Source organism: Sorangium sp. So ce1036, assembly GCF_051369805.1.
Classification (GTDB): domain Bacteria; phylum Myxococcota_A; class Polyangia; order Polyangiales; family Polyangiaceae; genus Sorangium; species Sorangium cellulosum_F.
Map to the genome: position 1 here is coordinate 2,915,855 of NZ_JBBMOX010000001.1, position 25,810 is coordinate 2,941,664.

20 protein-coding genes are annotated in these 25,810 nt (G+C 73.0%); 4 read left to right on the forward strand and 16 right to left on the reverse strand.

The features are described 5' to 3' along the window. Positions 1 to 88: 88 nt before the first annotated feature. Positions 89 to 667 (reverse strand): RNA polymerase sigma factor, encoded by a 579-nt coding sequence (locus WMF31_RS11255; protein WP_436601932.1) that lies wholly within the window; start codon positions 665 to 667, stop codon positions 89 to 91. 319 nt (positions 668 to 986) lie between these two features. Then, a complete protein-coding gene (locus tag WMF31_RS11260) occupies positions 987 to 1,571 on the reverse strand; it encodes a L,D-transpeptidase family protein (RefSeq protein ID WP_436601933.1) in 585 nt (194 codons plus the stop codon). 106 nt (positions 1,572 to 1,677) lie between these two features. Between WMF31_RS11260 and WMF31_RS11265 the strand changes: the two genes are divergently transcribed. Next, positions 1,678 to 2,754: a sigma factor gene (locus WMF31_RS11265; RefSeq protein WP_436601934.1), complete on the forward strand. Its 1,077-nt coding sequence runs from the start codon at positions 1,678 to 1,680 to the stop codon at positions 2,752 to 2,754. Between the two features lie 213 nt (positions 2,755 to 2,967). Here the strand turns inward: WMF31_RS11265 and WMF31_RS11270 are convergent, their stop codons facing one another. After that, a complete protein-coding gene (locus tag WMF31_RS11270) occupies positions 2,968 to 4,515 on the reverse strand; it encodes a dockerin (protein ID WP_436601935.1) in 1,548 nt (515 codons plus the stop codon). Positions 4,516 to 4,730: 215 nt separating this feature from the next. Between WMF31_RS11270 and WMF31_RS11275 the strand changes: the two genes are divergently transcribed. Continuing rightward, complete coding sequence (locus WMF31_RS11275; RefSeq protein ID WP_436601936.1) at positions 4,731 to 5,777, forward strand: glycosyltransferase family 4 protein; 1,047 nt, start codon at positions 4,731 to 4,733, stop codon at positions 5,775 to 5,777. A gap of 36 nt (positions 5,778 to 5,813) precedes the next feature. On the opposite strand, the gene WMF31_RS11280 is transcribed toward WMF31_RS11275, so the two are convergent. The 7 genes from WMF31_RS11280 to WMF31_RS11310 all read right to left on the reverse strand — a co-directional run bounded on the left by WMF31_RS11280 (position 5,814) and on the right by WMF31_RS11310 (position 13,567). Next, the gene (locus WMF31_RS11280) at positions 5,814 to 6,695 is read right to left on the reverse strand and encodes a 1-acyl-sn-glycerol-3-phosphate acyltransferase (protein ID WP_436601937.1); all 882 of its coding nucleotides are present in this window, start codon (positions 6,693 to 6,695) and stop codon (positions 5,814 to 5,816) included. A 102-nt stretch (positions 6,696 to 6,797) separates the two neighbouring features. Then, complete coding sequence (gene tpx / locus WMF31_RS11285; protein WP_436601938.1) at positions 6,798 to 7,292, reverse strand: thiol peroxidase; 495 nt, start codon at positions 7,290 to 7,292, stop codon at positions 6,798 to 6,800. Between the two features lie 172 nt (positions 7,293 to 7,464). Then, positions 7,465 to 7,833 (reverse strand): hypothetical protein, encoded by a 369-nt coding sequence (locus WMF31_RS11290; RefSeq protein ID WP_436601939.1) that lies wholly within the window; start codon positions 7,831 to 7,833, stop codon positions 7,465 to 7,467. Positions 7,834 to 8,215: 382 nt separating this feature from the next. Next, positions 8,216 to 9,532 (reverse strand): SGNH/GDSL hydrolase family protein, encoded by a 1,317-nt coding sequence (locus tag WMF31_RS11295; protein WP_436601940.1) that lies wholly within the window; start codon positions 9,530 to 9,532, stop codon positions 8,216 to 8,218. 649 nt (positions 9,533 to 10,181) lie between these two features. Next, on the reverse strand, positions 10,182 to 11,588 hold the full coding sequence (locus WMF31_RS11300; protein WP_436601941.1) for an endo-1,4-beta-glucanase: 1,407 nt from the start codon (positions 11,586 to 11,588) through the stop codon (positions 10,182 to 10,184). 182 nt (positions 11,589 to 11,770) lie between these two features. Next, positions 11,771 to 12,310: a hypothetical protein gene (locus tag WMF31_RS11305; RefSeq protein ID WP_436601942.1), complete on the reverse strand. Its 540-nt coding sequence runs from the start codon at positions 12,308 to 12,310 to the stop codon at positions 11,771 to 11,773. 126 nt (positions 12,311 to 12,436) lie between these two features. Continuing rightward, positions 12,437 to 13,567 carry a hypothetical protein gene (locus WMF31_RS11310; RefSeq protein ID WP_436601943.1) on the reverse strand — a complete coding sequence of 377 codons (1,131 nt, stop codon included), beginning with the start codon at positions 13,565 to 13,567 and terminating at the stop codon, positions 12,437 to 12,439. 888 nt (positions 13,568 to 14,455) lie between these two features. On the opposite strand from WMF31_RS11310, the gene WMF31_RS11315 reads away from it, so the two are divergent. Next, positions 14,456 to 15,880, forward strand: a complete 1,425-nt coding sequence (locus WMF31_RS11315; RefSeq protein WP_436601944.1) for a peptide MFS transporter — start codon at positions 14,456 to 14,458, stop codon at positions 15,878 to 15,880. Between the two features lie 92 nt (positions 15,881 to 15,972). Here WMF31_RS11315 and speD read toward each other — a convergent pair whose 3' ends face one another. From speD to WMF31_RS11335, 4 genes are all read right to left on the reverse strand, one after another. Further along, on the reverse strand, positions 15,973 to 16,332 hold the full coding sequence (gene speD, locus WMF31_RS11320) for an S-adenosylmethionine decarboxylase (RefSeq protein WP_436601945.1): 360 nt from the start codon (positions 16,330 to 16,332) through the stop codon (positions 15,973 to 15,975). A 276-nt stretch (positions 16,333 to 16,608) separates the two neighbouring features. Then, positions 16,609 to 17,325, reverse strand: a complete 717-nt coding sequence (locus WMF31_RS11325; RefSeq protein WP_436601946.1) for a hypothetical protein — start codon at positions 17,323 to 17,325, stop codon at positions 16,609 to 16,611. Between the two features lie 211 nt (positions 17,326 to 17,536). After that, on the reverse strand, positions 17,537 to 18,001 hold the full coding sequence (locus WMF31_RS11330; RefSeq protein WP_436601947.1) for a PaaI family thioesterase: 465 nt from the start codon (positions 17,999 to 18,001) through the stop codon (positions 17,537 to 17,539). After that, positions 17,998 to 20,913, reverse strand: coding sequence for a 2-oxoglutarate dehydrogenase E1 component (locus WMF31_RS11335; protein WP_436601948.1), 2,916 nt, complete (start codon positions 20,911 to 20,913; stop codon positions 17,998 to 18,000). The genes WMF31_RS11330 and WMF31_RS11335 overlap by 4 nt, the downstream gene beginning before the upstream one ends. Positions 20,914 to 21,140: 227 nt before the next feature. On the opposite strand from WMF31_RS11335, the gene WMF31_RS11340 reads away from it, so the two are divergent. Continuing rightward, entirely contained in the window at positions 21,141 to 22,781 is a 1,641-nt protein-coding gene (locus WMF31_RS11340; RefSeq protein ID WP_436601949.1) for a glucose-6-phosphate isomerase, read from the forward strand. Positions 22,782 to 23,001: 220 nt separating this feature from the next. Here the strand turns inward: WMF31_RS11340 and WMF31_RS11345 are convergent, their stop codons facing one another. Continuing rightward, positions 23,002 to 24,141 carry a hypothetical protein gene (locus WMF31_RS11345; RefSeq protein ID WP_436601950.1) on the reverse strand — a complete coding sequence of 380 codons (1,140 nt, stop codon included), beginning with the start codon at positions 24,139 to 24,141 and terminating at the stop codon, positions 23,002 to 23,004. Positions 24,142 to 24,229: 88 nt separating this feature from the next. Beyond that, positions 24,230 to 25,666: a S41 family peptidase gene (locus WMF31_RS11350; protein ID WP_436601951.1), complete on the reverse strand. Its 1,437-nt coding sequence runs from the start codon at positions 25,664 to 25,666 to the stop codon at positions 24,230 to 24,232. Positions 25,667 to 25,810: the final 144 nt, after the last annotated feature.

Sequence of the window (25,810 nt, forward strand, 5' to 3'; positions counted from 1 at the left end):
GCATTGTGGCGCGCCGAGCGACGAGGAGGTGGCTCCGTTTCGTGCCGCGTGATGATCCCGTGTGTTCATTCCGCGCGTCGATTTCGTGTCAGTTTCCTGTGTCGATTGCGCGTGATTGCGCGTGATTGCGCGTGATTGCGCGATGCGCGCGTTGCTTCACGACGTCCGTCGACGTGCCGAGCACGGCGGCTGCCTCCGAGACATTGAGGCCCTCCTCCTTCAGCAAGAGGTACGCGGTGCGGCTCAGCTCGGACATCTTGTTCAGCTCGAGGGTCACGATCTTCAGGATCTCATGGGCTCCGACCTCGGCTTCGGGGCAGGAGGCGTAGGCCGACGCGCCGTGCACCACGGGATCGCCCGTCGGCGCCACGTCCTCGGGATGCCGGCGTCGGTACCTGAGCCGATCGAGGTGGAGCGAGCGCGCGATCGCGAACGCCCAGGGGAACACGCTGGACCCGCCCATGTACGACGCGCGCGCACGGTGAATCCTGAGGAAGCTCTCCTGGAAGAGATCGTCGGCCTCGGGAGCACCCCCTGTGAGACGCAGGCAGAAACGGTAGAGCCGGGGCGCCAGCAGCGCGTAGAGCCGATCGAAGACGTCGTCCTCGCCCAGCGCGTACCGCTGCATGATCTCGTCGAGGTCGTCTCGTTCCGCACGGATGCTCATGGATCCAGGCGAGCTGATGGCTGCCGCGCGTTCGCACGTGGGGCGCCCAGCGGCAACGCTCCACCAGGGCGCGACCGGGCGATGCGCGCCCCCCGGTAGGCGTGTGAGGCGCCCGGTCGCGTGATCTATCATCGTCCTCCCACCGGCAGTGCCCTGAAATACGCCGCAGCCCGCAGCGGGTGACACGCTTCCTCGAAGAAGATCTCAAGAAAGGCAACAGTTTTGGTGGAATATTTTGTGCGAGCGACGCCTGGTCGCCGGTTGTCCTACAGGCCCGGCAATGCGACGAGGGGGCGTAGAGTCGCGTCCTGGCCCGATCTCAGTCGGTGATCACGATCCGCGTACCGTCGGGCGTGAGCCGCGCGATCTCGTCGATCTCGTCGTCGTCGAGGGCGACGCAGCCGAGCGTCCAGTCGCTCTCCTTGTGTACGCCGGCGGATTGCCGGCCTCCGACGCCGTGAATCCCGATGCTGTGGCCGATGCCGCGGCCGGGCGGGACCTCGCCGAGGCGCTTCAGCGCGGCGAAGCGCCGCCGGTCCTCCTCGTTCGGGTAGCTGACGAGGAGAAACCGATGGAATTGCCCCTTGAAGCGGCCGGCGACTCGGTACGTCCCGACCGGGGTGCGCCGGTCGCCCTCGTAGCGCTTCGGCCCCGGGCCGCCCGGCCCGATGGCGACACGGTAGGTCTTGAGGATCTCGTCCCCGGCCACGAGCTCCAGCGTGTGGTCGCTCTTGTCGATCCGGATCTCGGTGACGCGGGGCCGAGGGGGGGCGGCTGGCGTTCGTCCCGGAGGGCCGGCGGTACCGGCGCTGGCCGGCGAGCCGGCGGTCGGGCGTGGGGTCGTGAGGGTGAGGAAAACGGCGAGGGGCGCCGCAGCGAAGGCAGCGAGGCGGTGGAGGCGCATGCTGCCCCGGTCGGCAGCCCGCGCCGGAGTGTGACGCCCGGGCGAGGCGTAGCGTATTCTCGAGCGCTCGCGTCACACTCCGCGCGCTCCGCGCGATGCAGCGGTCATGAGCACGCCGATGCCCACCGAGGACTCCCCCCGCGCGTCGAACCCCCTGGCGGACTCGGCGCTGCGCCGCGCCCTCGTGGATTTCGTGCGCCGGCGGGTGCCCAGCGCCGAGGTCGACGATGTGGTCCAGACCGTCCTGTGCGACGCGCTCGCCTCGCCCGCGCGCCCGAGCGACCCCGCAGAGCTCCGGCGCTGGCTGCTCGGGATCGCGCGCCACAAGGCGGCGGACCACCACCGGCGCGCGTCGCGCGAGACCGCGGTCGAGCTGCCCGACGTGCCCACCGGGCCGCCACCCGTCGAGGCGCGCGAGCTGGCGCGCTGGGCGGAAGAGCAGGCGTCCGCGACGCGCGAGGCCCGGCAGACGCTGGCGTGGATGGCGCGCGAAGGGGAGGGGGAGAAGCTGGAGAGCATCGCCGCGGAGGCGCAGGTGCCGGCCGCCCGGGTGCGGCAGCGCGTGTCGCGGATGCGGCGCTGGATGCGCGAGCGCTGGCGCGCGGAGCTCGCCGCGGTCGCCGCGCTGGCGCTGCTCGTGCTCCTCTTCGCGCGGCTGCTGCGCTCGCCGGACGAGCCGGCGGAGATCGCGCCCCTCCCCGAGCCCGCGCCGACCGCGCCGCTCGAGCAGGAGCCGCCGCGCGACGCGCTGGAGCGCGCCCGCGCGCTGCGGGTCGACGCGCTGCGCGCCTGCGACGAGGCCGCGTGGCGCCGGTGCCTCGATCGGCTGGACGAGGCGGCGAGGCTCGACGCGGCGGGCGACAGCGCGCCGGACATCGCCGCGGCGCGCGCGCGGGCCCAGGAGGCGCTGCAGACGCCGCCCGGGCCGGAGACGCGGGCGCCCGGGCCGGAGGCCCCGGCCCCCACGCCGGAGACGCGGGCGCCCGTCCTTCGCGAGAGGTCGAACGTGGGCCCTCGGCCCATGCCCGAAGCGCCTCCGCAGCCGGCGCCCAAGGCGGGGCCGCCGAGCAAGCCCACGGCGCCGCCGAAGGCGCTGAAGAGGCTGCCCACCAAGGAGGGCAAGACGGCTCCGCGGATGGAGGCGCCCTGGCTCGAACCGAAGAAGGGAGCGACGCAGAAGTAGGGCGCGCTGCGGCGGCAAATCACGGAGGCCGGCGCATCGCCGGAGCACGCCCGGGCGCGAGCGCTGCGGCGGCGAATCACGGAGGCCGGCGCATCGCCGGAGCACGCCCGGGCTCGAGCGCCGTGACCGCGCTCGCGCAGGCGACGCTGCGAGCGCGCGGCGCGGGGCCGCCCCCGCGGCGCCCGGGCGCAGCCCGTCCGAGGGATCGAGGGATCAGGGCACGCTCATCTCGAACGCCACGCCGTAATTCGGCTGGGCGACGCCCGTCACGGAGCCCACGAACGGATCCGAGTCGCGCAGCAGGCCCCAGCGCGTGGTGCCGCCCTCCATCTGCGTCCCGTCGGAGGTCGCCGCATAGCCGACCCACACGCCGGACGCGGGCAGATCGCCGGCGCACGTGATCTTGACCGTGTTGCCGGCGATCTCCACCCCGCTGATCGCGATGCGGGTGTCGCCGCTCCAGACCTCGAAGCCGCGGCCGTCCTTCCACTCCGTATAGGCCGTCTGGTGGGGGGCCGGCATCGCGGTGTCCCAGACGAGCGGCGGCACCGGGACGTGGAAATGCACGGTGATCTCCCGGCCGCTGCGCTCGACCCGCGTCGGCTGGAGCGGCCGCCAGTCGTCCCCGCGGGCCACCTTCTCGAAGTAGATCTGCCCGACCTTCTCGCCGAGCAGCTCGTACCCCTTCGCCGTGAGGTGGACGTGGTCGGGCGCGTACGGATACTGGTACTTCGGGCCGGAGCAGACGACGTCGCCCGGGCGCTCGACGCCCGCGTGCCACTGCGCCTGGGTCGACGCCGACCGCGAGCCCGCCTCGGTGGGCACCGAGTGCTGCTGCGACACGAACAGCGGAATGCTCCGCGATTGTCCGGTGATCTTCTGGATGTCTTCGTTGTAGTCGGACCAGAGCTGGATGAGCTCGTCCTCGTACGTCGGGCTGCCCGCGTCGGCCTCGCCGTGCGTGATCACGACGGCGCCGACGCCGTAGGTCTTGCCGGCCGCGTCGGCGAGCCGCTTGATCGCCGCGGCCTCGAACAGCGTCGCCGCGAAGGCGCGGCCCTGCGACTGGTTGCCGCTCACCGTCTCGGTGGCGCCCTTGCGGAGGTAGGTCATCCCCTGTCCGCTCTCGCCGACCACGGTGTGCACGGAGACGTAATCGCCGCCCGCGGCCGCCTGGAAGAGCGTCGAGATCTGGTCCGCCATCGCCGTGTGCGGGGTCTCGCCGTAGATGTTCTTCGGGTAGGCGCTCGGGTACGTCGTCGCGTACGCGCGGATGGGCTCGACGAGCGGCACGAGCGACAGCGCGGCGTGCGCCGGGTCGAACGGGGGGACGCCCGCGGCCCCGAGCGACAGCTTGAGGTTGTTGAAGCGCTGCTGCGTCCCGCCGGCCGGCGTGCCCTCGGCGCCGACCGACAGGCTCTGTCCGGTGCCGACGATGCCGTTCCAGTCCCAGGCCGCCACGGGCGCGGCGCCGCCGCCCGAGCCCCCGGTGCCGTCCGCGCCCCCGGCGCCGTCGCCCCCGGCGCCGCCGGTGCCATCCCCGCCCGAGCCGCCGGCGCCGGCGTCCGCGCCGCCGGCGCCGGCGTCCGCGCCGCCGGCGCCCGCGCCCGAGCCGCCGGCGCCGGTCGTCGAGGTCTGAGCCCCGGAGCTCGTGGCATCGACGGGGGCATTGGACCCATCCGAGTCGCCGCACCCGGCCAGGAGGAGGACGATAACGGCAAGAGGTCGCAAACTCAGGTCCAGGAAGCGTCGGTTTCGCATGAGGTCCCTCGCCGCCGCCTCGGCGGTCCAGCGATGTCCGTGAGTCTCCGCGGGCGCGCCCGGCGATCGTTCGAATCACCGCCGCAGCAGCCCAGCTCGTGCGGCGCGCAGGATAGGATGGTTTGCAGTCTTGACAAAGCGGTCACGCGGCGAGGACGAGCCGTTGCCGCGCGTCGCGAGGGCGAGTAGGACGCGCAGGCCGGAGCCGCTGGCCGATGCGCATCGCCTGGATCGTCTATGGCGCCCTGGAGCAGACCACGGGTGGGTACATCTACGATCGGCTCGTGATCGAGCGGCTGCGCGCGCAGGGCGACGTGGTCGAGGTCGTCTCCCTGGATCCGGCGCCGCTCTCGCGCGCGCTGTCGGGGCTCGCGCTGGCGCGGCGCCTCGCCCGGCTCGATCCGGCCGTGGTCGTGGGCGACGAGCTCTGCTTCCCGGAGCTCGGGCCGGCGTTCGCGGCGCTGCCGCGGCGGATCGCGCGCGTGCTCCTCGTGCACCACCTGAGCGCGTGGGAGCTCCGGCCCGGGCCGCGGCGCACGGCGGTCGCGCTCGAGGAGGCGGCGGTGCTCCGGCTGTGCGAGGCGCACGTCGCGACGAGCGCGACGACCGCGGCGCGGCTCCGGCGCGAGCACGGGCTCGGGCGCGTCGACGTGGCGGCGCCGGGCGCGGACCGGCTCGCCTTGCGCCCGCGGGCCGGGCGGGGCGACGGTCTGCTGCGGCTGACGTTCGTGGGGAGCTTCATCCCGCGCAAGCGGATCCTGGAGCTGCTCGCGGCGTTCGAGCGGGTCGGGAGCGCGCACGCGACGCTCGCGCTCATCGGCGACGTGACGCGGGACCCGGCCTATGCCGCGCGGGTGCGCCGGGCGATCGAGGGCTCGGCGTTCCTGCGGGCGCGCGTGACGGCGCCCGGGGTGCTCGGCGACGAGGCGCTGGCGGAGGCGCTGGCGGAGACGGACGCGCTGGTGCTGCCCTCGTCGCTCGAGGGGTACGGCATGGTGCTGACCGAGGCGGTGCGCGCCGGGGTGCCGGTGCTCGCGGCGCGCGTGGGCGCGATCGGGGAGGTGGTCCAGGACGGCGCGGAGGCGCTGCTCTGGGACGATGGCGACGGGCTCGTGCGGGTGCTCTCCCGCTTCCTGTCGGACGCGACCTTGCGGGCGAGCATGAGCCGCGCCGCGGTGGTCCGGTCCGCGGGGCTGCCCGGCTGGGACAGCACGGCGGCGGCGGTGCGCGGGGTGCTCGCGCGGGTTGCAGCGGGGCGCTGAGCGGGGGCGTCCCTGGGGCCGGGGCGGGGCGGGCTGTCATGGACCGGGGAGCAGCGCCGTGGCCTCGTCCCGGAGCCGCCGGGTGAGCGACGCGTCATCGTCCAGGCCGTCCACCACCGCGGCCGCCTCGCGGGCCGGGCCGAGCCGCACCCGCACCTCGACGTCATCGAAGCCGGGCAGCGCGATCTGCAGGAGCGGGGCCAGCGTGGTGATCCCGCGGCGCTCGGCCCAGCGCGTGACGAGGAGCCGCTTCGCCCGGGGTGAGTGCACCCCCGAGACGATCGCGACGGCGACGCGCCCGCCCGCGGCCGCGGTCGCGCGCAGCAGGGCGCCGGCGCTCGGGTGCCACGCGCCGAGCGGCGCGCCGCCAGCGCCCGCGAAGGCGGGGTCGGCCTCGATGCGACCGGCGGGGAAATGGAGCAGCGCGCCGCCCGTGCGCAGGTGCCGCAGGGCGCGGCGCACGCTGGCGGTCCGCGCCGCGAGCGCGCGCGCGCCGCCGCCCTCGTCGATGGGCACGAACAGGAGCCGCTGGCTCACGTGGGGCAACGCGCGCAAAAACCGCCGCTCCGCCGCGACGATCATGAGGTCGCCCCGGCCGAGGGCCGCCATCAGCGCGAGGGCGTCGTAGGCCCCAGGGTGGTTGGAGACGACGAGCAGCGCGCCGCGCGGAGGAGGTGGGGAGTCGGCGCGAAGGCGCGCGCCGAACCCGGCGAGCGCCTCCCGCGCCGCCACGTGGAGCCCCGCCTCGCCCGTGCGCCGGTCGAAGCGCGCGAGCACGCGCCCGAGCGGCCACGAGGGCACGGCGAAGGCGGCGCGCCCGGCGCGGCGCACCCACGCGGGCGCCCCGCCGAGGCCGAGCGCCGCGACCATCTCCTCGCCGGACAGGCTCGCGAGCTCTCTGTCGAGGGATGCGGCCATGAGGCCGCCGTCTCTACCCGGAGTCGGCGCGCGGCGCCAGCCCGGCGCCCGTGCCTCGAGGGCGGCGCGGGCGCGGGGGGCCGACGGCGCCTCGCCGCCGGATCACTTCACCTTGGCGAGCGCCGCGTCGTAGTCCGGCTCCTGCGCGATCTCCGGCACGAGCTCGGCGTGGACGACCTTGTTCTGCTCGTCGAGCACGAGGACCGCGCGCGCGAGGAGGCCGGCGAGCGGGCCGTCCACCAGCTTGACCCCGTACTTCTCGCCGAAATCGCCGCGGAACGTGGAGAGGCTCTCCGCGTTCTCGATGCCCTCGGCCCCGCAGAAGCGGCCGTGCGCGAACGGCAGGTCCGCCGAGATGTTGAGCACCGTCACCCCCGGGAGCTTCTCGGCGCGCTCGTGGAAGGTGCGCACGGACTTCGCGCAGACGCCGGTGTCGACGCTCGGGAAGATGTTGAGGACCTTCTTGCCGGAATACGACGAGAGCCTGCCCTCCGAGAGGTCGGTCTTGACGAGCGCGAAATCCGGGGCGGTCGCGCCGACCTGCGGCAGCTCGCCGACCGTGTGAACAGCGCTTCCCTTGAACTTGGTCTGGGCCATGGTCGCTTTCTCCTCTGTGCACCTGTACGGCAGGGCCCGTCCTACGCGCGCGGAGCGCGGATGCCAAGCGGATCCGTGCGGCGTCGCCAGGCCGCCGCGGTCGACTGGCACGCTCCGCGCGTCGGAGCGCGTCCGCCGGCGAGCGGCGAGCGCACGGCGCCGGGGCCGCCCGTCACGGCAGGGGCGCGCGCGTGACCCGGGGGAACGGCTCGACCTCGGCGTCCTCGGGGTTCGTCGCGTCGGTGTCGTCCGCGAGCTCCTGCGCGGCGGTCGTGATGAGGAACGGACCCCCCATCTCCTCGGGCTCGATGTGGTCCTCGTATTCCTCCGTGGTGTCCACGCCCGACGTCGCCGACTGGACATAGTGCTCGGCGATCTGCTCGGCGAACTCGTCCACGACCCTCGGCGGGCCGTCGTTCGGATCGGGGATGAACGCATTCCCGGTGTCCGGGCGCTCCGCGCGCTGGCGCGCCGCCTCCTCGAAACCTCGGCCGTGACTCCCGCTCGCGGCCCGCCGGGTGCCGTCTTGCTTGGTGTGCATGGATGATCTCCTCGCTCGGCAGCGCCCGCTCCCACGCGCTCCTGGCAGCGCCGCCCTCGATGTCCTCGCGCCGAGCGATGCACCGCGCGTACCAGCGCGGGATCCGCCGCGTGATCCGTGCTCCGGCGGGTGGTGGTCGCGTCTGGGGGGGGCTCACCGGAGGGGCTGGTGGGCAGGCGGGCCAGAAAGAGGCCCGCCGGAGCGCAAGCCCCGGAGGTGAGCCCCCCGGACGCGACCACCACCCGCCGGCGAGGAGGGTTGATCGAGATCGGGGCGTCCTGGGGCGCGTGGCGGTGAGGACGTGGTCACGTGGCGCGGAATGCCACAGCCGGCGGCGCGCGCGGGCGGCGCGACGACGCGCCGCCCCGCCGTCGCGCGGTGTCTACCAGCCGAGCTCTGCGCTGATGGCCTCGGCGAGCTGCTGGGCCATGAGCTGCTGCGTCTTGGCGCTCGGGTGCCAGTCGCAGCCGCGCCCGTTCGTCCCGTCGTGCTCGGGGAACTCGAGGTAGCGCACCTTGTCGTCGCCGTCCTCGGTGCGGTCCTCCACCACCTGGGTGATGTAGGACCGCACCGTGCTGAGCGCCATCGTGCCCTCGGGGTACCCGTCGCTGAGCATGGGGCCCACCGTGCAGAAGATGAGCGCATCCGGGTAATTGGTCCTGACGGTCTCGACGAGGCCCGCGTAGGCCTCGCGGAACGGCTCGCCCGGATTGACCCCCTTGCCGTCCTTGTCGACGCTGAAGTCGTTGGTCCCCAGGTTGATCACCACCACCTGCGGCACCCAGGAGGAGAAGTCCCACGCGGGCTGCGCCTCGTCGGGGAGGGTCCGGCCGTAGAGCTCCGGCATGGTCGGGGCCGCCTCGTCCGCGTAATTGCGGTACGCGCCCCTGCCGGACCAGGCGATGATCGTGGCGTCCGCCCCGAGCTGCCGGGCGGCGATCGGCCCATAGGTCAGGTAGTTGTTCTCCGTGGCGCTCGTGAAGGGGCAAGTCTCGTCCGGGCCGTCGACGCCGTAGCCGGCGGAGATCGAGTCGCCGATCACCTCGATCCGGCGGTCGGGCGCCGGTGCGACCGGCAGGAGCTGCTCGCCCTCCTCCGGGATGAACTCGAGGAACTGCGACCAGCCGATGAGCCCCTCCGTCCGCCGGTGGAGCAGCAGATCGTGCTCCCCGTCCGGCAGGTTCTCCGCGACCGTGTAGACCTTGTCCGGGCCGCTGACCTCGAGCGCGCCCTGGGACTCGCCGTCGATCACCACCTCGAAGTAATTCGGCCCGTCGTTCAGGGGCGACTCGTCGTTGAAGCGGGCGCGGATACCGGTCCCCGAGAACCGCGTGACGATCGCGCTCCCGGGCCACCCGAAGCGGGGGCCGGCCGGGTCGGTGGTGTCGAAGCGCCCGATGAAGCGGATGGTCGCGTCGCCCGATCCGCTGCCGCCCTCGTTGCCGCCGCCCTCGTTGCTACCGCCCTCGTTGCCGCCGCCCTCGTTGCCGCCGCCCTCGTTGCTTCCGCCGGTGCCGCTCGTGCTCGCGGTGGTCGAGTCGCCGCCCTCGCCGCCCGCGCCGCTGGTGGCGCTCGTGGTGCCCCCGCCGGCGCCGGCCGTCGTGTCGCCGGACTCGTCCCCGCACCCGGCCAGCGCCGACCAGGCGATGCACAGGGCGCCCGCGAGCCTCGGAAGATTGTAGTAAGCTTGTGTGGTCATGCGCGGGAGGATGCTGCAACCCCGCGGCGCAGACAACTGCGATCTTCTTTTGCCAGCAGAAGCAGATCCGCGCCCGGGCGGAGCGGGCTGCGGCGTCGTGGTCGCCCGGGCTCGATGGCAGCGCGGCGCCCTGGAGCGGTTCCCTCCCCCACCTCTGTTGCGGGCGACGCCGAGCGGAATTCGGTAGCGTCGGCCACAATGAGCCGGATCAAGCTATCAAGAACCCTCCCGTCTCCCGTCTCCCGTCTCCCGTCTCCCGTCTTTCCTCTCCCGTCGCCCGTCTTCGTCTGGCCTCTTCGTGCGCGTGCGCGCTGGTCCCCTGCACGTCTCTCGTCATCCGCTTCTGGCTCGTCCGCGAGTTCGTGATCGTGCGGGTGCTCAACACGATCGCGTACGAGGACGAGCACGGGATGAGCGCGCACGCGCACGCGCACGCGCACGAAGAGGGAGAGGGAAGAGGTGAGAGGGAAGACGGGAGAGGGAAGACGGGAGAGGGAAGACGGGAGAGGGAAGACGTGAGAGGGAAGACGTGAGACGTGAGAGGGAAGACGGGAGAGGGAAGACGTGAGAGGGAAGACGGGAGAGGGAAGACGTGAGAGGGTGGATTCGTACGACGTCCTGATCCGGCTCCTCGCGGGTGAAAGCCGTCTCAGTAACGGGTTTCGCAGGGGTAGCGGTCGGCGAACGCCTTGACGGCCGCCTTGTGGGACGACCAGGGGAAGTTCCGGTCGGTGACGGACCAGGAGAGCGCGCCCGCGTACCTCATGTCGTAGAGATCGCTCACGAACGTGTCGTACGTCACGTTCATCCCATCCATGTTGATGGGGAACTCGCCCATGACGACGGGCTTGTCCGTCAGGCCGTACTCGGAGAGCGGCTTGGTGTACGGGAAGTACTCGTTGACCCACCCGTACATGTGGACCTGATAGAAGTCGACGTCCGCGTGCGTCCACGCCTGGCCCCACTTGATCGCGGCGCTCCCGACGCTCACGGGCGCGCCGGTCTCCTCCCTCAGCACGGCCGCCGATTCCTTGGCGAGCGCCTCCATCTGCGCGTGCGTGACCAGATCGAACTTGCTGGCGTCGCCCTCGAACGGCGGGTCGCCGCCGTAGAGGCTCGGCCCCGTCATGGCCCATTCGGGCTCGTTGATGACGTCCCACGCGATCATGCGATCTCGGTGCGGGCTCGACCCGACCGTCTGCGCGATGGGCCGGACCACGTTCTCGATGAGCTTGGCGCGGCGGGCCGGATCCGCGACGATGGGGCCCATGCTCGCGACCGACAGGCCGGTCGGCGGGTTGTGCGTCGTCTTGTAGAAGCCGTCGAAGGAGAACAGCGTGAACATCACGTTGACCTCCGCCTGATCCGCGAGCTCGAGCGCCGCCAGGAGGTCCTGCTTCGAGGTGCCCCCGAGCCCGGTCGGGTTGCCCTGCCCGTCGAAGGTCACCGCCTCCCCCTGGAACCGCGGGTAGATCCACCAGCGGACCACGTCGACGCCGTGCGCGCGCATGTCCCGCAGGTCGGCGAGCACCTGGTCCCGCTTCCCCGAGACGCCGGCCTGGCTCCACTGGCGCTGGCCGCTGAAATCCGCGCCGAAGTCGCGCCAGGCGTAGTTCACGCCGTACATGAAGCGCAGCCGGCACGCGATCTCGACCCCTCCGTCGAACGGGCAGGCGTCCTCGTCGGCGCAGGCGCTGCCACCTCCCGTCGCCGTGCTGCTGCTCGTCGTCGTGCCGGCGCCCGTCGTGGCGCTGCCGGTGCTCGTCGTCGTGCCGGCGCCCGTCGTGGCGCTGCCGGTGCTCGTCGTCGTGCCGGCGCCCGTCGTGGCGCTGCCGGTGCTCGCCGTGCCGGCGCTCGTCGCCCCGCCGCCCGTGCCCGAAGGATCGCCGCCGGTCGCCCCGCCGCCGCTCCCGGCAGGGCCGCCGCCGGTCGCCCCGCCGCCGCTCCCCGCGTCGCCGCCCGCCGCCCCGTCCAGGCCGTCGTCCTCCTGCGCGCCGACACAACCGAATCCAGCCACGGAGAGCTGGAGAAGCCCGAGTAGAAGCCAAGGTCTCATGGCGGGGAATTATCTCCAGGAGCGCGAGCCAAGACCACTGTTTTCTTAATCGGTTCAGTGACTCGGCGCGCAATGCGCTACGACCCGGCGCGCAACGTTCTGCTCCGGCTCGAATATCGCAAGAACACCGATCTCCGCGTGGCCGCCCGAGCGTCGCGACGGGCCCCGCCGTGTGCTGCGCCTTACCGGGATGGCCCGCGCGGCCTCGGGTGAACGCCCATGTACGCGGCGGCGCTCTTCGCCGACGGATCGTCGGGGTAGCGCTCGACGAGCTCCTCCGCGAGGCTGCGGGCCTCGCCGGCGCGGCTCAGGCGCACGAGCGCCCGGACGCGGAGCAGGCCGCGCTCGGCGGCGCGCGCGCCGTCGTCGAGGTCGCGCGACGCCGCGTCGTCGAGGCGGAGCACCTCCTCGGGGTCGGCCTCCAGCGCGGCGCGCATCCGCTCGATGACGCCGGCTTCGGGGTCCTCGTCCGGCTCGGCCCGGGGCGGCGCCGCCGCGGCCTCCGCGGTGGCGGCGGCGCGGGGCGCCGGCGCGGCGGGCGGGGGGGCGTGACGCGGCTCGGGCGCGGAGACCGCGCGGGACTCCGCGCGGGCCGGGCGGGGGGTGGGGGGAGCGGGGCGCTCGTCCTCGCCTGTCACGAGAAAGACCGCCCCGGCGAGGGCGAGCACGGGCAGGCCGATGAGCAGCGCAGCGCGGGAGCCGGACGATCGAGGGGCGCTCACGGCGGGCAACCTAGCGCGCTCCAGCGCGCGGCGGTAGCGAGCGCGTGGGCCGGACGGCCTTCGGCCGGCGCGCGGGGGGGGAGCGCCAGGCGAGCGGCGCGGCGGCGGGCGGCGGCGATCAGCGCCTCACCGGAAGGCGCCGAGCCCGAGCGACAGGCACGGCTCGCCGTCGCGCGCGGAGAACGCCCCGAATTGCTTCTCCGGAGGGTACATGTACCCGAACAGCGTGCACATCTCGTCGTCGCCGAAGCCGAACGTCAGATCGTGGTCCGACGTGTTCCTGAACCTGCACGCGTAGCGGATGGAGTCGCTGTCACCGAGCGCGATCGGCGGATCGTAGACCTGGATATCGCCCTCCAGGTCGAACGCGCCGCCCGCGTAGATGCGCGCCTCGCCGCCCTCGCGGACGACATCCACGTCGAAGGCGTCGGCGTAGCGGTGCGTGTGCGGCATGAGAGAGACGATGTTCCCGCCGAACGTCGAGCACGTCGCGCCGACGCTCCGGGTGGTGCGCGGAGGGACGAGGAAGTCGTTGATGTTCATGACGAACGGCACGAGCTCCTCGGCGCGCTCCGCGAGCGGCATGGTGAAGAAGTCGTAGGCGACCTCGACCACGGCCGGCTCGGGCGAGGGGTTGAGCAGGTGGATGTTCGTCGAGATCTCGCGGGACGTATCGAGGGCGAAGCCCATGCCCGGCGGGAAGACGAGCGTCTCGTCGCCGACGACCTGGGTGGAGCTCGCGAAGAGGACGTCCGGGATGATCTCCGGCAGGTCCTTGAAGGGGTCGTCGGCGCCCGGGTGACAGCCCGGGTAGGGATTGGGGCCGAGATCGGGATCGACCGGCTTGGCGATGACATTGCTGTGGTGCAGCCCGGCCGTCGTGTACAGGCGGGCCGCGTAGACGGTCGCGTGCTCGACGGCAGGGAACGGCCAGGAGAGGCAGAAGATCGCCTCCTCGCCGGGCGCGAGGGTGCGCGGAGGGGCGATGATCCGGAAGCCGCTGCGCGGCGGCTCCGGCAGCGAGAGCCGCGTGAGCGGCTCGCCGAAGGCGACGACGTTGTCGTGGTCGATGCGCTCTTCAGGCTCGTAGCGCGCGGCCGGGGAGACGCATCGCCCGCGGAAATGCTCCTCGCCGGCGGGGCACGCCGCGGGCGGGGAGGGGGTGGCCTCGACACAGGCGGAGAGGAGAGGAATCCAGAGCAGATGTCTCGAACGGGTGATGTGCCGGGAGATCGAGCGGAGATCGTGGATCTGCATTCGAGAGACCCTGTGGCTGGGGGCGGGGGATCGGAAGTGCGACGGATGGAGATCGACAGCGGCTGAACAGGGTGGCGGCCACGCGGACATTGCGAGGACGACGCTGACTCCGTCGCTCGCGGCCGCGCCCGCGGCTCATCATTCGTCACCTCTCGTTCGAGTCTCCGAAAAAGGGAATCCTGAGGCTGGGCGAGCGGTGATGGAGCTCGATCCGTCGACGTGGACGTTCCGCGTGAATGTGGACGTGTACGGTCAGGCGTTGACGTCCGCGGCCAGGGAGGCTCCCGGGCGCCGCCGCCTGGCGGGCGCGCTGGCCAGGAGCCCTCGTGAATGGGACGCGGACGTCCGCGTCCACGTCAGCCGGCTACGACCACGTCCACGTTCAACGGGACGGCCATGCGTTGTGGATGACCGCCGGGGGAGCCGCGGGCGGGGCGTGCGGCATCCAGGGTTTTCCCTGGTTCCGCGGAGATCACCGCAGGACCGAGGCACAGACGTCCATCGGACGGGCCGGGCAGCCGGCAGCCCGCCAGGGCCCGCTCACAGGCGCGACCCGCGGCGGATCCAGGAGATGCGGGACCCGACGCCAGGAGGGCGCCGCGCGCAGCCGGGTGGAGCGCGCGCTCGCCGCCCCGCGCGGCGGCATGGTCCGGAGGGGGCGCCCCGTTCTACGTGATTTCCTTACCCGGGCCATCCATGGCCAATGGTCGCGCCGCGAGATCGCCCACGCAGGATCCCCGTTCGCCCGGGTCGGTGCCGCGCGCAACAAGGGCGTGACGCGATGGGCGCGGATCGACTAGCATCGCGCTGGTCCGGGGCCGTACGCCCCACGATCCCCTGCATCACCCGACGACCACGCAGCGTGGTCCTGGCTCGTGGAGATTGGCATTGAGCGAGCAAGCAACCGACCCGGCCCTCCCCGTCACCGCTTTCGAGAGGCGCTTCAAGCACCCGCCGGGGCTCGTGATCCTCTTCTTCGCGGAGATGTGGGAGCGCTTCTCCTATTACGGGATGCGCGGCCTCCTCAAGCTGTACATGGCGAACTATCTGTTCGTCACCGCACGAGAGGTGTACCAGGGGTGCCGGCAGCACGCGACGCCGTGCGAGCTCGTCCCGGGTAGCCCGGACTCGGTGCTCGGCTGGGAGTTCATCAGGGCCTTCCTGCCGAGCGCGCCCAGCGAGCAGGCGTCCATCCTCTACGGCTGGTACACGGGCCTCGTCTACCTCACGCCGTTCTTCGGCGGCATCCTCGCCGACAGGGTGTGGGGCCAGCGCAAGACGGTGATCGTCGGCGGCAGCCTGATGGCCATCGGACACTTCGTCATGGCGTTCGAGAATTCGTTCTTTCTCGCGCTGCTCCTGCTCATCCTCGGCAACGGCGCCTTCAAGCCGAACATCTCGACCCAGGTCGGCAGCCTGTACCCGAAGGGGGATCCGCGCCGCGACGGCGCCTTCACCATCTTCTACATGGGCATCAACCTGGGCGCCTTCATCTGCAACTTCGTGTGCGGCACGCTCGCCGCCCTCTACGGCTGGCATTACGGCTTCGCGGCCGCCGGCGTGGGGATGTGCCTCGGGCTCGTCGTCTACATCCTGGGGCAGAAGTACCTCGCCAAGGACAACCTGATGAAGACGGCGGAGGGGACGGGCGAGCAGAAGCAGCCGCTCTCCGGCGACGAGTGGCAGCGCGTCGGCGCGCTCGTGGCGCTCTGCGCCCTCAACATCGTCTTCTGGGCGGTCTACGAGCAGCAGGGCAACACGATGCAGACCTGGGCCGACGAGAAGACCGTGTGGCCCAACATCCTCGGCTTCCAGGTCCCCTCGACGTGGTTCCAGTCGTGGAACCCGCTCTGCATCATCCTGTTCGCCCCGCTCCTCGACATCTTCTGGCGCTGGCAGGCAAGGCGGGGCACCGAGCCGACCAGCGTCTCGAAGATGGCCATGGGCTGCACCATCCTCGGGCTGTCGTTCATCGTGATGATCCTCGGCGCGCAGGCCGTCGGCGACGGCAAGGGCAGCCTGTTCTGGCCGCTCTTCTGCACGCTGCTGCTCACCATCGGCGAGCTCTACCTGTCGCCCATCGGCCTGTCGCTCGTGACCAAGGTCTCGCCCGTGCGGATCGTGTCGATGATGATGGGGATGTGGTTCGTCTCGAGCTTCCTCGGCAACCTGCTGAGCGGCTACCTCGGCGTCTATTACACCCGCTGGTCCAAGGACATGTTCTTCCTGATGCTCACCGTGCTCGGCGTCGGCGCCGGCGTCGCGATGTGGGCGTTCAACAAGCCGCTCCGGCGGGTGCTCGGCAACCACTGACGAGGACCCCCGGCGGCCGCGGCGCGCGGTGACGCCCCCCTGCCGAGGGGGGCGGCGCCGTGCGGGCGCAGCGCCCGCACGGCGCCGCCGCGTCAGGGCGCCTGCGCCCCCGCGGGGTCGACGATGCGCTCGTCGAGCGTCGCGAGGCGGCCCTCGGGCAGCGCGTTGCTCACGGCCGCCACGGCGCGGCGGACGCTCTCCAGGGTGCTGCACGAGGCGATGTCGACGAAGAGCCGGCCCGACTCGGGCCAGGAGTGCAGCGCCACGTGCGACTCGCCGACGACCGCGCACGCGGTGATCCCCTGCGGCGAGAACGGGACGACCACCATCTCGAGCAAGGTGAACGGCCCGGCGGCGACGGCCGCCTCCAGCACGGCGCGGAGCGCGGCGGGGCTGTTCAGGAAACCGGGGGGACAGCCTTCAAAGAGGGCGAGGGCGACGTACAACCGCATCGGGGAGCAGCGCGCGGCGGCCGCGCCGCGCGCGCCGCAGGGTAGCCGAGGCCGGGCGGCGTGGGCGCGGAATCGGCGCCGCCCGGACAGTGGAAAGGACCGCAGGCCGCGGGCGTGAGGAGGGGCACCGGGGGCTCACCGGAGGGGCTGGCGTGGAGGCGAGCCACGACAGGGGCTCGCCGGAACGCAGGCCCCGGAGGTGAGCCCCCGGTGCCCCTCCTCACGCCCGCGGCCGGGCAGCTCCGCGAGACCTCCCGAGACCTCCCGCGGCTGGTCTCAGCGCCGCCTGACCACGACGACCTCGCGCACCCGCTGCCCGCCGATGTCGAAGCGCCCCTCGAGCCCCGCGAACACGAAGCTGTTCACGCGGCTGTCCCGGACCTCGCGCGCGCGGCCCGAGGCCCCGGCGCTCTCCACGAGGAACACGTTGAGCCCGCCGCCGATCGAGGGGCCGAGCGCCACGCTGTCCGACATCCTCACGTCGATCGTCGCGTTGAGCCGCGCGAGCTCGACGCCGTGGGTGATCGTGTCGCGCCGCTGCCCCGGCGCGTCGGTCGCGAAGGCCCGGTAGCCGCTGCCCAGCGAGATCACCGGATCGACGCGCTCGAACGGCGCGAGGTGGAACCTCGTCTCCACGCCCACCGTCATGCCGCGGACGTCGGTCCTCTGCCGCTCGGGGCCCGTGGCCATGTACTCCTCGTAGCTCGACGTCAGCCCGAGACCGAGCTTCGGCGTCGCGCGGTAGCCGAGCTTCACCGCCACCGCGGTGCCGGCGCCCGACACGTCGCGGAGGCTCCGCCCGCCCGCGATGTCGCCGAACCCCTGCGCGTACCCGGCGCTGACCCCGAGCTCGAGCGCATTGCCCGGCGCCCGGAGCGGAGAGCTCAGGTAGCTCGGCGGGACGTCGCCCTCGAACCCCTGCGCGGAGGCGACCCGCCCCGAGAGCACGGCGAGCGCGCCCGTGGCGACCACGACCCCGGTCGTTGCCTTCATTGCGATTCCTCCTCTTCGCGGCGTCACGGGGCGTCGGGGCCGGGGATACGACCCGTCCACCGGGAACCCCGCTCGCCGGGGCGCGAGCATCGCGTGTGCCACGGAGGCGGCGAGCACCGCCTTCTCGGTCGCGGACGGGCGGCTCGACGGCGCGAGAGGCCGCCCGCCGCTCACCGCGGCGGGAGGAGGGGCCCGCCGGGCGCTCCCCGGCCTACCAGCGGTGGAAGGCGGGGTGCCCTTCCTTGACGGCCACGAACGTGCCGCGGCACGTCGCCGTGACCCGGCCGCCCGCCTCCAGCGTCGCCTCGACCACCACGCGATCGCCCTGCGCCTCCGCCACCTGCGCCCGGAGGTGCACCGGACCGAGCGGCGTCGGCTTCTTCAGCGTCACGTGGAAGTCGGCCGTCACCGTGCACGGCGGGGCGTCGGCCCCGCGCGCCTGCATGAGGTGGTAGGCCGCGGTCCAGTTCGAGTGGCAGTCGAGCAGCGCCCCGATGATGCCGCCGTTCAGCACCCCAGGGAACGCCTCGTGGTGCGGCTCCGGCGTGAAGTCGCAGACGACGGCGTCCCCGTCGACGCGGCTCTTCAGCCGGAGCCCCTTGTCGTTCGCGGGCCCGCAGCCGAAGCAGCGGTTGCTCGGCGCGTACCTGTCCTGCAGGCTCGCGCCGCCGCTCAAGGGCTGCCCCCCACGAACGCCGCGTCCATCAGCATCTTCTGCTCGAGCAGGTGGCTCGCCCGCGAGCCCGTCGCCGGGCTCGCGCTCGGCGCGCGGCTCACGCACGTGAGCGGGAGCCGGTCGCCGATGCGCTGCTTCAGCACCGCGAGGATGTAGTACCAGGAGCCGTAGTTGCGCGGCTCCTCCTGGACCCACACGAGCGGCGTGCCGTCCTTGTACGGCGCGAGCGCGCTCACGACCTCGTCGTTCAGCGGGAAGAGCTGCTCCAGCCGCAGGATCGCCACGTCCTTCAGGCCGCGCGTCTCGCGCGCGATCGCGAGGTCGTAGTAGACCTTGCCCGAGCAGAGCAGGATCCGCTTCACGTCGGCCGGATCGACCCCGCTCGTGTCGGGCAGCACGCGGTGGAACTTGCCCTCGGAGAGGTCCTTGATCGTCGACACGGGGCGGTGCGGGCCCTTCGACGTCGCGGGCACGCGCAGCAGGCTCTTCGGCGTCGCGATGATGAGCGGCTTGCGCCACGGCCGGTGCACCTGCCGCCGCAGCACGTGGAAGAGCTGCGCCGGCGTCGTCAGGTTGCACACCTGGATGTTGTCCTCGGCGCTGTTCTGCAGGAAGCGCTCGATGCGCGCGCTCGAGTGCTCCGGCCCCTGGCCCTCGTAGCCGTGCGGCAGGTAGAGCACGAGGCCGCTCAGGCGGTGCCACTTGTCCTCGCTCGACGTGAGGAACTGATCGACGATGACCTGCGCGCCGTTCAGGAAGTCGCCGAACTGCGCCTCCCAGATGACGAGCCCGTCCGGGTAGTCGAGGCTGTAGCCGAAGTCGAAGCCGAGCACGCCCGCCTCGCTGAGCGGGCTGTTGTACGCCTCGAAGCGCGCCGGCGCCGCGGCCACGCGCGACAGGGGCGCGTACGTCGCCGCCGTCTCCACGTCGCGGAGCACCGCGTGCCGGTGGCTGAAGGTGCCGCGCTGCACGTCCTGCCCCGAGATCCGCACCGGCGTCTTCTCCGCGAGCAGCGACGCGTAGGCGAGCATCTCGCCCGTGCCCCAGTCGAACGGCTCGCCGGAGACGAGCCGCTCGTGCCGCTGCCTCAGCGTCGGCAGGACCTTCGGGTGCGCCTTGAAGCCCTCGGGCAGCTCGAGCAGCCGCTCCGAGAGCGCGATGAGCTTCTCGGCGGGCACGCTCGTCGGCACCTCCGGCGTCGCCGCGTCCGCGCCGCCGCGGTAGTGCGTCCACACGCCGCCCATCGAGTAGAGCACCGGCGCGAAGCCCTTCTGCTTCACCTCGTCGAGCGCGGCCGCGAGCGCCTCGCGGCGCCGCACGACGATCTCCTCGGCCTTCTCCGAGGTGACCTGCCCGAGCTCCAGGAGCCGCCGGACGTAGACCTGCCGGACCGTCGGCTTCTTGTCGATCGCGGCGTACATGCGCGGCTGCGTGTAGCGCGGCTCGTCGCCCTCGTTGTGGCCGTACCGGCGGTAGCAGTACATGTCGATGACCACGTCCGAGCGGAAGCGCGTGCGGTAGTCGATCGCGAGCTGCGCGACGTGCGCGACCGCCTCCGGGTCCTCGCCGTTCACGTGGAACACGGGGACCTTGAGCATCCGGGTGATGTCGGACGCGTAGCGGGTCGACCGCGCCTCGCTCGGATCGGTCGTGAACCCGACCTGGTTGTTCACGATGACGTGGATCGTCCCGCCGGTCGTGTAGCCGCGCAGGTTCATCATGTTGAGCGTCTCGGCGACGACGCCCTGCCCGATGAACGCCGCGTCGCCGTGGATGAGCAGCGGCATCACGCGGCGGCGCGCGTCGGGGGTGCCGTCGGCGAGCCGCCGGTCCTGCTTCGCGCGGACGCGCCCCTGCACGACGGGGTTCACGAACTCGAGGTGGCTCGGGTTGAACGTGAGCGTGAGGTGGATGTTGTGCCCGTTCTCGAGCTTCCGGTCCGTCGAGTAGCCGAGGTGGTACTTGACGTCGCCGCTGCCGAGGTGGCGCTCGGCGTCCTTGTCCTCGAACGCCGCGAAGATCTCGCGCAGGCTCTTGTCCATGATGTTCGCGAGGACGTTGAGCCGGCCGCGGTGGGCCATGCCGACCACGATCTCGTCGACCTCGTGCGCGCCGGCGCGCTCGATGAGCAGGTCGAGCAGCGGGATGAGGCTCTCGGCGCCCTCCAGCGAGAAGCGCTTCGTCCCCGCCTCGTAGGCCCTGTGGATGAACTGCTCGAAGATCTCGGCGTCGGAGAGCTTCGTCAGGATCCGGAGCTGCGTCTGCCGGTCGAGCGTCAGGCGGTTGCGCGTCGACTCCATCTGCTGCTGGAGCCACAGGCGCGCCTCGGGCTCCTCGATGAACGTGAACTCGACGCCGATCGACCGGCAGTACGTCTCCTCCAGCCGGCGGATGATCTCGCGCAGCGTGAGCACGGGCGGCACGCCGGCGAGGTCCGTCGTGGGGAACGCCACGTCGAGGTCCTCGACGCGGAGCCCGAAGTTCGTGAGGTCGAGCTCCGGCGGCGTCGCGGGCGGCAGGCCGAGCGGATCGACGTGCGCGAACAGGTGGCCTCGCACGCGGTAGGCGTTCACGAGGGCGTAGACGCGCGCCTTGAGCGCCGCCTGCGCGAGCACCTGGAGGTCACGCGACGTCTCGGTCGAGCTCGGGTGCTCGCTCAGCGTGCGGGCGAACGCGGCCTCCAGCGTCTTCGCGGCCTCGCCGTTCGTCTGCTTCGCCGGCTCCACCCGCCGGACCAGCTCCGGCTGGATGCTCGGTAGTGCGGCCGGAGCGGGCAGCCTGACGGGCGCGGCTCCGCCGTTCTTGCCCTCGAAGAACGTGCGCCAGCCGGGGTCTACCGATTCCGGGTTCTCGAGGTACTGGGCATAGAGCTCCTCGACGAGCCCTGCATTGATTCCGAAATCAAGCTGCATCGTGGTTCGGCCTGCAAATAACGCGGGTCGGCCCCGCACGCTAGAGTCGTTTTCCGGAGACTCGGGCTCATGGGGCGGAACTCCGCCCGGACAAGGGGCCGAGCGCCCGGTGGTGGGTGCGGTGTGGGGGGCTCGCCGGAGCGCAAGCCCCTCCGGCGAGCCCCCCACACCGCACCCACCACCGAGCGCCTGGAGAAACGGTGGGGAGAAGCGGTAGAAGGAGGCCCATGGATCAAGACCGCGCAACCGGGGGTCGAGGGGCGGCGCACGCCGTCCACCCCCCCTTCGCCCGCTTCCGGGACCACCTCTTCCACGACCCGAGCCTCGGCTTCTGGCTCGATGTGAGCCGGATCCGCTTCGAAGACGGCTTTTTCGCCGGGATGGAGCCCCGGATCCAGGCCGCCTTCGCCGAGATGGCGGCGCTCGAGGGCGGGAGCATCGCCAACCCCGACGAGGGCCGCCGCGTCGGCCACTACTGGCTCCGCGCGCCGGAGCTCGCGCCCGAGGCGGCCCTGCGCGCCGCGATCGAGGCGACGAACGCCCGGATCCTGCGCTTCGCCGCGGACGTGCACGGGGCGCGGGTGCGGCCCGAGCGCGCGGCCCGGTTCCGCAAGGTGCTCGTGGTCGGGATCGGCGGCTCGGCGCTCGGGCCCCAGTTCGTCGCCTCGGCGCTCGGCTCGCCGGCCGATCGGATGCAGCTTTACTTCTTCGACAACACCGATCCGGACGGGATGGACCGGACGCTCGACGCCATCGGGGACGAGCTCGACGCGACGCTCGCGGTGATCATCTCGAAATCGGGCGGGACGAAGGAGACGCGCAACGGGATGCTCGAGCTGGACGCGGCGTACCGGCGGGTCGGCCTCTCGCTGGGCGCGCACGCGGTCGCGGTGACGGGGGAGGGGAGCGAGCTCGACCGTTATGCCGCGAAGCACGGCTTCCTCGCCCGGTTCCCGATGTGGGACTGGGTCGGCGGGCGCACGAGCGAGCTCTCGGCGGTCGGTCTGCTGCCGGCGGCGCTCCAGGGATTGCCTATCCTGGAGATGCTGGAGGGCGCGCGCGCGATGGACGAGGTCACGCGCGCGAAGGAGGTGCCGCGGAACCCGGCGGCGCTGCTCGCGCTCGCCTGGTACGCGGCGACGGGCGGCGTGGGGCGTAAGGACATGGTGCTGCTGCCGTACAAGGACCGGCTGGAGCTGTTCTCCCGCTACCTGCAGCAGCTCGTGATGGAGTCGCTCGGCAAGCGGCTCGACCGGCAGGGCAAGGAGGTCTGCCAGGGGATCGCCGTCTACGGCAACAAGGGGTCGACCGATCAGCACGCGTACGTGCAGCAGCTCCGCGACGGGCTCGACAACTTCTTCGTCACGTTCATCGAGGTGCTGCAGGACCGGGCGCCGCCGCGCGGCGGGATCGAGGTCGACCCCGGCGTGACGACGGGCGACTACCTGTCGGGGTTCCTGCAGGGGACGCGCAAGGCGCTGACCGAGAGCGGGCGCGAGTCGATCACGATCACGATCGAATCGGTCGACGCGCGCGCGGTGGGCATGCTGATCGCGCTCTACGAGCGGGCGGTCGGGCTGTACGCGTCGCTCGTGAACATCAACGCCTACCACCAGCCCGGCGTCGAGGCGGGCAAGAAGGCCGCGCAGGAGGTGCTGGATCTCCAGGGGAGGGTGCTCGCGGCGCTCCCGGCGGCGGGCGGCCGCGCGATGTCGCTCGAGGAGGTCGCCCGCGCGGCCGGCTCCGACGATGTCGAGACGGTCTTCTGGATCCTGCGCCACCTCGCGGCGAACCCGGAGCGCGGCGTCGCCCAGGAGGTGCCGCAGGGGGGCTCGCCGTTCGACGCGACGTACCGGCGCGCGCGCTGAGGCGCCTCCGCGAGCGCCGGGCCGCGCCCGCCGCGCGGGGCGGCGCGGGGATCGAGGGGACGGCGTTCGCCGTCTCCTCGGCCTGAAGGGGATTCGGCGTTCGCCGTCTCCTCGGCCTGAAGGGGTCGGCGTTCGCCGTCTCCTCGGCCTGAAGGGGTCGGCGTTCGCCGTCTCCTCGGCCTGAAGGGGTCGGCGTTCGCCATCCCCTTGTCCGACTTGATCAGAAGCGGAAGCGGAGCGTCCCGCCCGTCGGGCCGACGAGGATCTCCGGTGCGGGGAGCGAGGCCCCTTGCGGGATGTCGTCTCGCACCCAGATCTTCTGGTTGGCGACGAGCCCCGCGACGAGCAGCGCGAGCCCTGTCGCCTGCGCGAGCCCATCCACGAGCACGAGCGCGCCGGAGAGCCGGCCGTCGCCGTCGCTGAAGTCGATGTCCTCGCCGGTGCCGAGCGTGATGAACGGGCCGGCCACGGGCACGAGCAGCGGCGCGTAGCTCTCGCTCTCGCTGCTCCCCTCGGAGAGGACGGTCCCGGCCGTGAGCGCCGCGAGCGCCCACGAGCTCCCGAGGACGATGGCCCCCGCGCGCGCGAGCCTGCGGTTCATCTGCGTCCCGAGGCGATAGCCGTGCGGCGCCGGAGCGTCGTCCTTGTATGGCAGCGTCCGCGGCAGGCCGAGGAGGACGGGCGGCGCGTAGGGCGCGTGACCCACCTGGACCTGACGCTCCAGGTAGACGTCCTCGTTGGCGAGGCCGGCGGCGAACAGGAGCAGGCCACCCACCTGCGCCACCGCGTTCACCGTGAGCCAGAAGACGCCAGAGTCCTCGGCCTCGAGCGTGGAGAGCGCGATCATCGGACCGACGAACGGGATGAACAGCGGCGCGAACTCCTCGCCGTCGTCGCCGTCGTCCACGAGCGTCGCGACGCCCGCGACCGTGAACGAGATCGCGTACGGGACGCTGAACGTCGCGATCCCCGCCCCGACGAGCGAGCGGTCCGCCCTGGTCTTGAGCGCATAGCCGCGCGGGATCGGATCCCCCGGCTCGTACGCGATCCTCCACGGATTGGCCCACGGCGGGAGCGACGGCGGCGGGCGGTAGTAGCCCTGCGGGATCGGCATGACCGCGCCGCCCGGCTGCGCGCTCGGCGCGGCCGTGATGTCCGGCGCGGGCGCTGCGGGCGCGGGCGCTGCGGGCGCGGGCGCCGCGGGCGCCTGCGCGGCCGCCGGGGCGCTCAGCCCGAGCAGCGCGGCGAGCACGGTGACCGCCCGCGCGGCGGGCGTCGCGACCCTCCGTGCGACGCGCGCGCGCCGCGCAGGGTCGTGGCGCGGCGGCACGACATTCCCTTCGGTTGGCCTGATCGGCATGCTGGCTCCCGTCGCGCTCGCAGCGACTCCGAGGTACTGCGGCTGGCTTCGGCGCAACGAGGCCAGGATACGTGGGGCGCTCGCGAACTCAACGGCGCGCGCACGAGGACGACGCCGCGCGACGGGCCGCGCCGCCGGGCGACCCGCGGAGCGCGAGCGCCGCGGCGTCGCCCACCGGGTCGGGGCCATCGAGCCGGACGTCGGGCTCGAACCCGCGCGTCTCGACGAAGTCGCCGAGCGGATCGCGGAACGCGCGGGTGCCGAGCCAGAGGGCGACGCCCGAGCGCGGGAGCTGAAAGAAGGCGATCTCGCCGACGCTCATCCCGCCGCGGGTGTTCTGCCCGGCCACGAGGACGCCGGGGATCTGCCGCACCAGCGCGAGCAGCATCTCGCACGCCGACGCGCAGCCGCCGTCGACGAGGAAGACGGCGCGCCCGCGGAGCGGCCCCGCCGCGCGCCCGCGGACCACGGCGCCGCGGGTCGTGAGGTCGACGCGCGGCGCCGCGGTGTGCGGGCCGAGGCGCAGCGCCCCGGCGAGGCGCTCCAGCGTGGCGAGCTGCTCGTGGAAGCGCGGGAGCGCGTCCGCCGGGACGTCGCCGCGCGCGAGCCGCCGACGGACGCTGTTGGCGCGGCCCTCGGCCGCCGTCACGGAGAGGACCTCGCGCTCGTCGAGCCGCCGGAGGGGCGCGTCGGTCAGCGCGAGCGCGAAGCGCTCGGCGAAGAGGTAGTTGCCGCCGGTGTTGCCCCGCAGGTCGACGACGAAGGCGGGGGCGCGCCGGAGCTCGCCCGCGAGCGCGGGCAGCGCCGAGAGGGCCGCGGCGGCGGCGCTGTCGAAGGTGCGGATGGCGAGCACCGGGACGCCGTCGCGGCCCCGCGTGAGCTCGACGGGCGGGCGGTGGCCGAGGTGGGGCGATGGATCGAGGCGGCGTGATGGATCGAGCCATCGCGTCGCGCTCGAGACGAGAGGGAGCTCCGCAGGGGAGGAGAGGCGCGAGGAGGGCGCGTCGTTCGCATTCACAGGGGACGAGAGGCTCGAGAGCGACGCGACCTGTGCTGCGGTCGTGCGCGCGAGGAGGGACGGCGAGCGCGGCGGGGCCGCGGCCAGGCGGAGGGGCGCGCGGCCGCCGTGGCCGAACGCGAGGTGACCATCGGGGACCGCGAACAGGTCGCGAAGGAGCCGGGCGAAGTCGCCTGGGCGCCACGCCGCGCGGCCGCGGAGCGCGTCCTCATCCCGCGCGATCGCCGCGCGGGAGGGCGCGCGCGCGCGCCCGTCGAGCCCCGCGTAAGCCTGCTCGAAGGCGTAGCGCGCGTCGTCGAGATCGCGGAGCGCGTCCTCGGCCGAGACGGTCCGGGGCTCGCGATCGAAGTCGCCGTCCGCGATGCGCAGGCTCCGGTACGGCGCGGGCTCCTGGACGGGTGCGCGCGCCGGCGGCTGCGCGCACCCGAGCGCGGCGCACGCGAGCGCCGCGACGAGCGCCGCGGCCGCGACGGGGCGCGGGCGGCGGAGCGATCCCGTGATGGACATGGCGCGCGAAGGTGCGACGGCGCGCAGCGTCGAGGCAAGCGGCGATGCGAGAGCGCGTGATCGCGATCACGCCGCCGCGGCGAGCTCCAGGGCCTCGCTGCGGCGTGAGGCGGGGCGCGCCAAGGCGATCGGCTCCCGCTGCCC

Bases quoted from the DNA above. Each gene is read 5' to 3' on its own strand.
- WMF31_RS11280 (WP_436601937.1), bottom strand. From the start codon at position 6,695: ATGGCCGCATCCCTCGACAGAGAGCTCGCGAGCCTGTCCGGCGAGGAG.
- WMF31_RS11270 (WP_436601935.1), bottom strand. From the start codon at position 4,515: ATGCGAAACCGACGCTTCCTGGACCTGAGTTTGCGACCTCTTGCCGTT.
- tpx (WP_436601938.1), bottom strand. From the start codon at position 7,292: ATGGCCCAGACCAAGTTCAAGGGAAGCGCTGTTCACACGGTCGGCGAG.
- WMF31_RS11300 (WP_436601941.1), bottom strand. From the start codon at position 11,588: ATGAGACCTTGGCTTCTACTCGGGCTTCTCCAGCTCTCCGTGGCTGGA.
- WMF31_RS11255 (WP_436601932.1), bottom strand. From the start codon at position 667: ATGAGCATCCGTGCGGAACGAGACGACCTCGACGAGATCATGCAGCGG.
- WMF31_RS11290 (WP_436601939.1), bottom strand. From the start codon at position 7,833: ATGCACACCAAGCAAGACGGCACCCGGCGGGCCGCGAGCGGGAGTCAC.
- WMF31_RS11275 (WP_436601936.1), top strand. From the start codon at position 4,731: ATGCGCATCGCCTGGATCGTCTATGGCGCCCTGGAGCAGACCACGGGT.
- WMF31_RS11340 (WP_436601949.1), top strand. From the start codon at position 21,141: ATGGATCAAGACCGCGCAACCGGGGGTCGAGGGGCGGCGCACGCCGTC.
- speD (WP_436601945.1), bottom strand. From the start codon at position 16,332: ATGCGGTTGTACGTCGCCCTCGCCCTCTTTGAAGGCTGTCCCCCCGGT.
- WMF31_RS11335 (WP_436601948.1), bottom strand. From the start codon at position 20,913: ATGCAGCTTGATTTCGGAATCAATGCAGGGCTCGTCGAGGAGCTCTAT.
- WMF31_RS11295 (WP_436601940.1), bottom strand. From the start codon at position 9,532: ATGACCACACAAGCTTACTACAATCTTCCGAGGCTCGCGGGCGCCCTG.
- WMF31_RS11265 (WP_436601934.1), top strand. From the start codon at position 1,678: ATGAGCACGCCGATGCCCACCGAGGACTCCCCCCGCGCGTCGAACCCC.
- WMF31_RS11325 (WP_436601946.1), bottom strand. From the start codon at position 17,325: ATGAAGGCAACGACCGGGGTCGTGGTCGCCACGGGCGCGCTCGCCGTG.
- WMF31_RS11310 (WP_436601943.1), bottom strand. From the start codon at position 13,567: ATGCAGATCCACGATCTCCGCTCGATCTCCCGGCACATCACCCGTTCG.
- WMF31_RS11350 (WP_436601951.1), bottom strand. From the start codon at position 25,666: ATGTCCATCACGGGATCGCTCCGCCGCCCGCGCCCCGTCGCGGCCGCG.
- WMF31_RS11260 (WP_436601933.1), bottom strand. From the start codon at position 1,571: ATGCGCCTCCACCGCCTCGCTGCCTTCGCTGCGGCGCCCCTCGCCGTT.
- WMF31_RS11345 (WP_436601950.1), bottom strand. From the start codon at position 24,141: ATGCCGATCAGGCCAACCGAAGGGAATGTCGTGCCGCCGCGCCACGAC.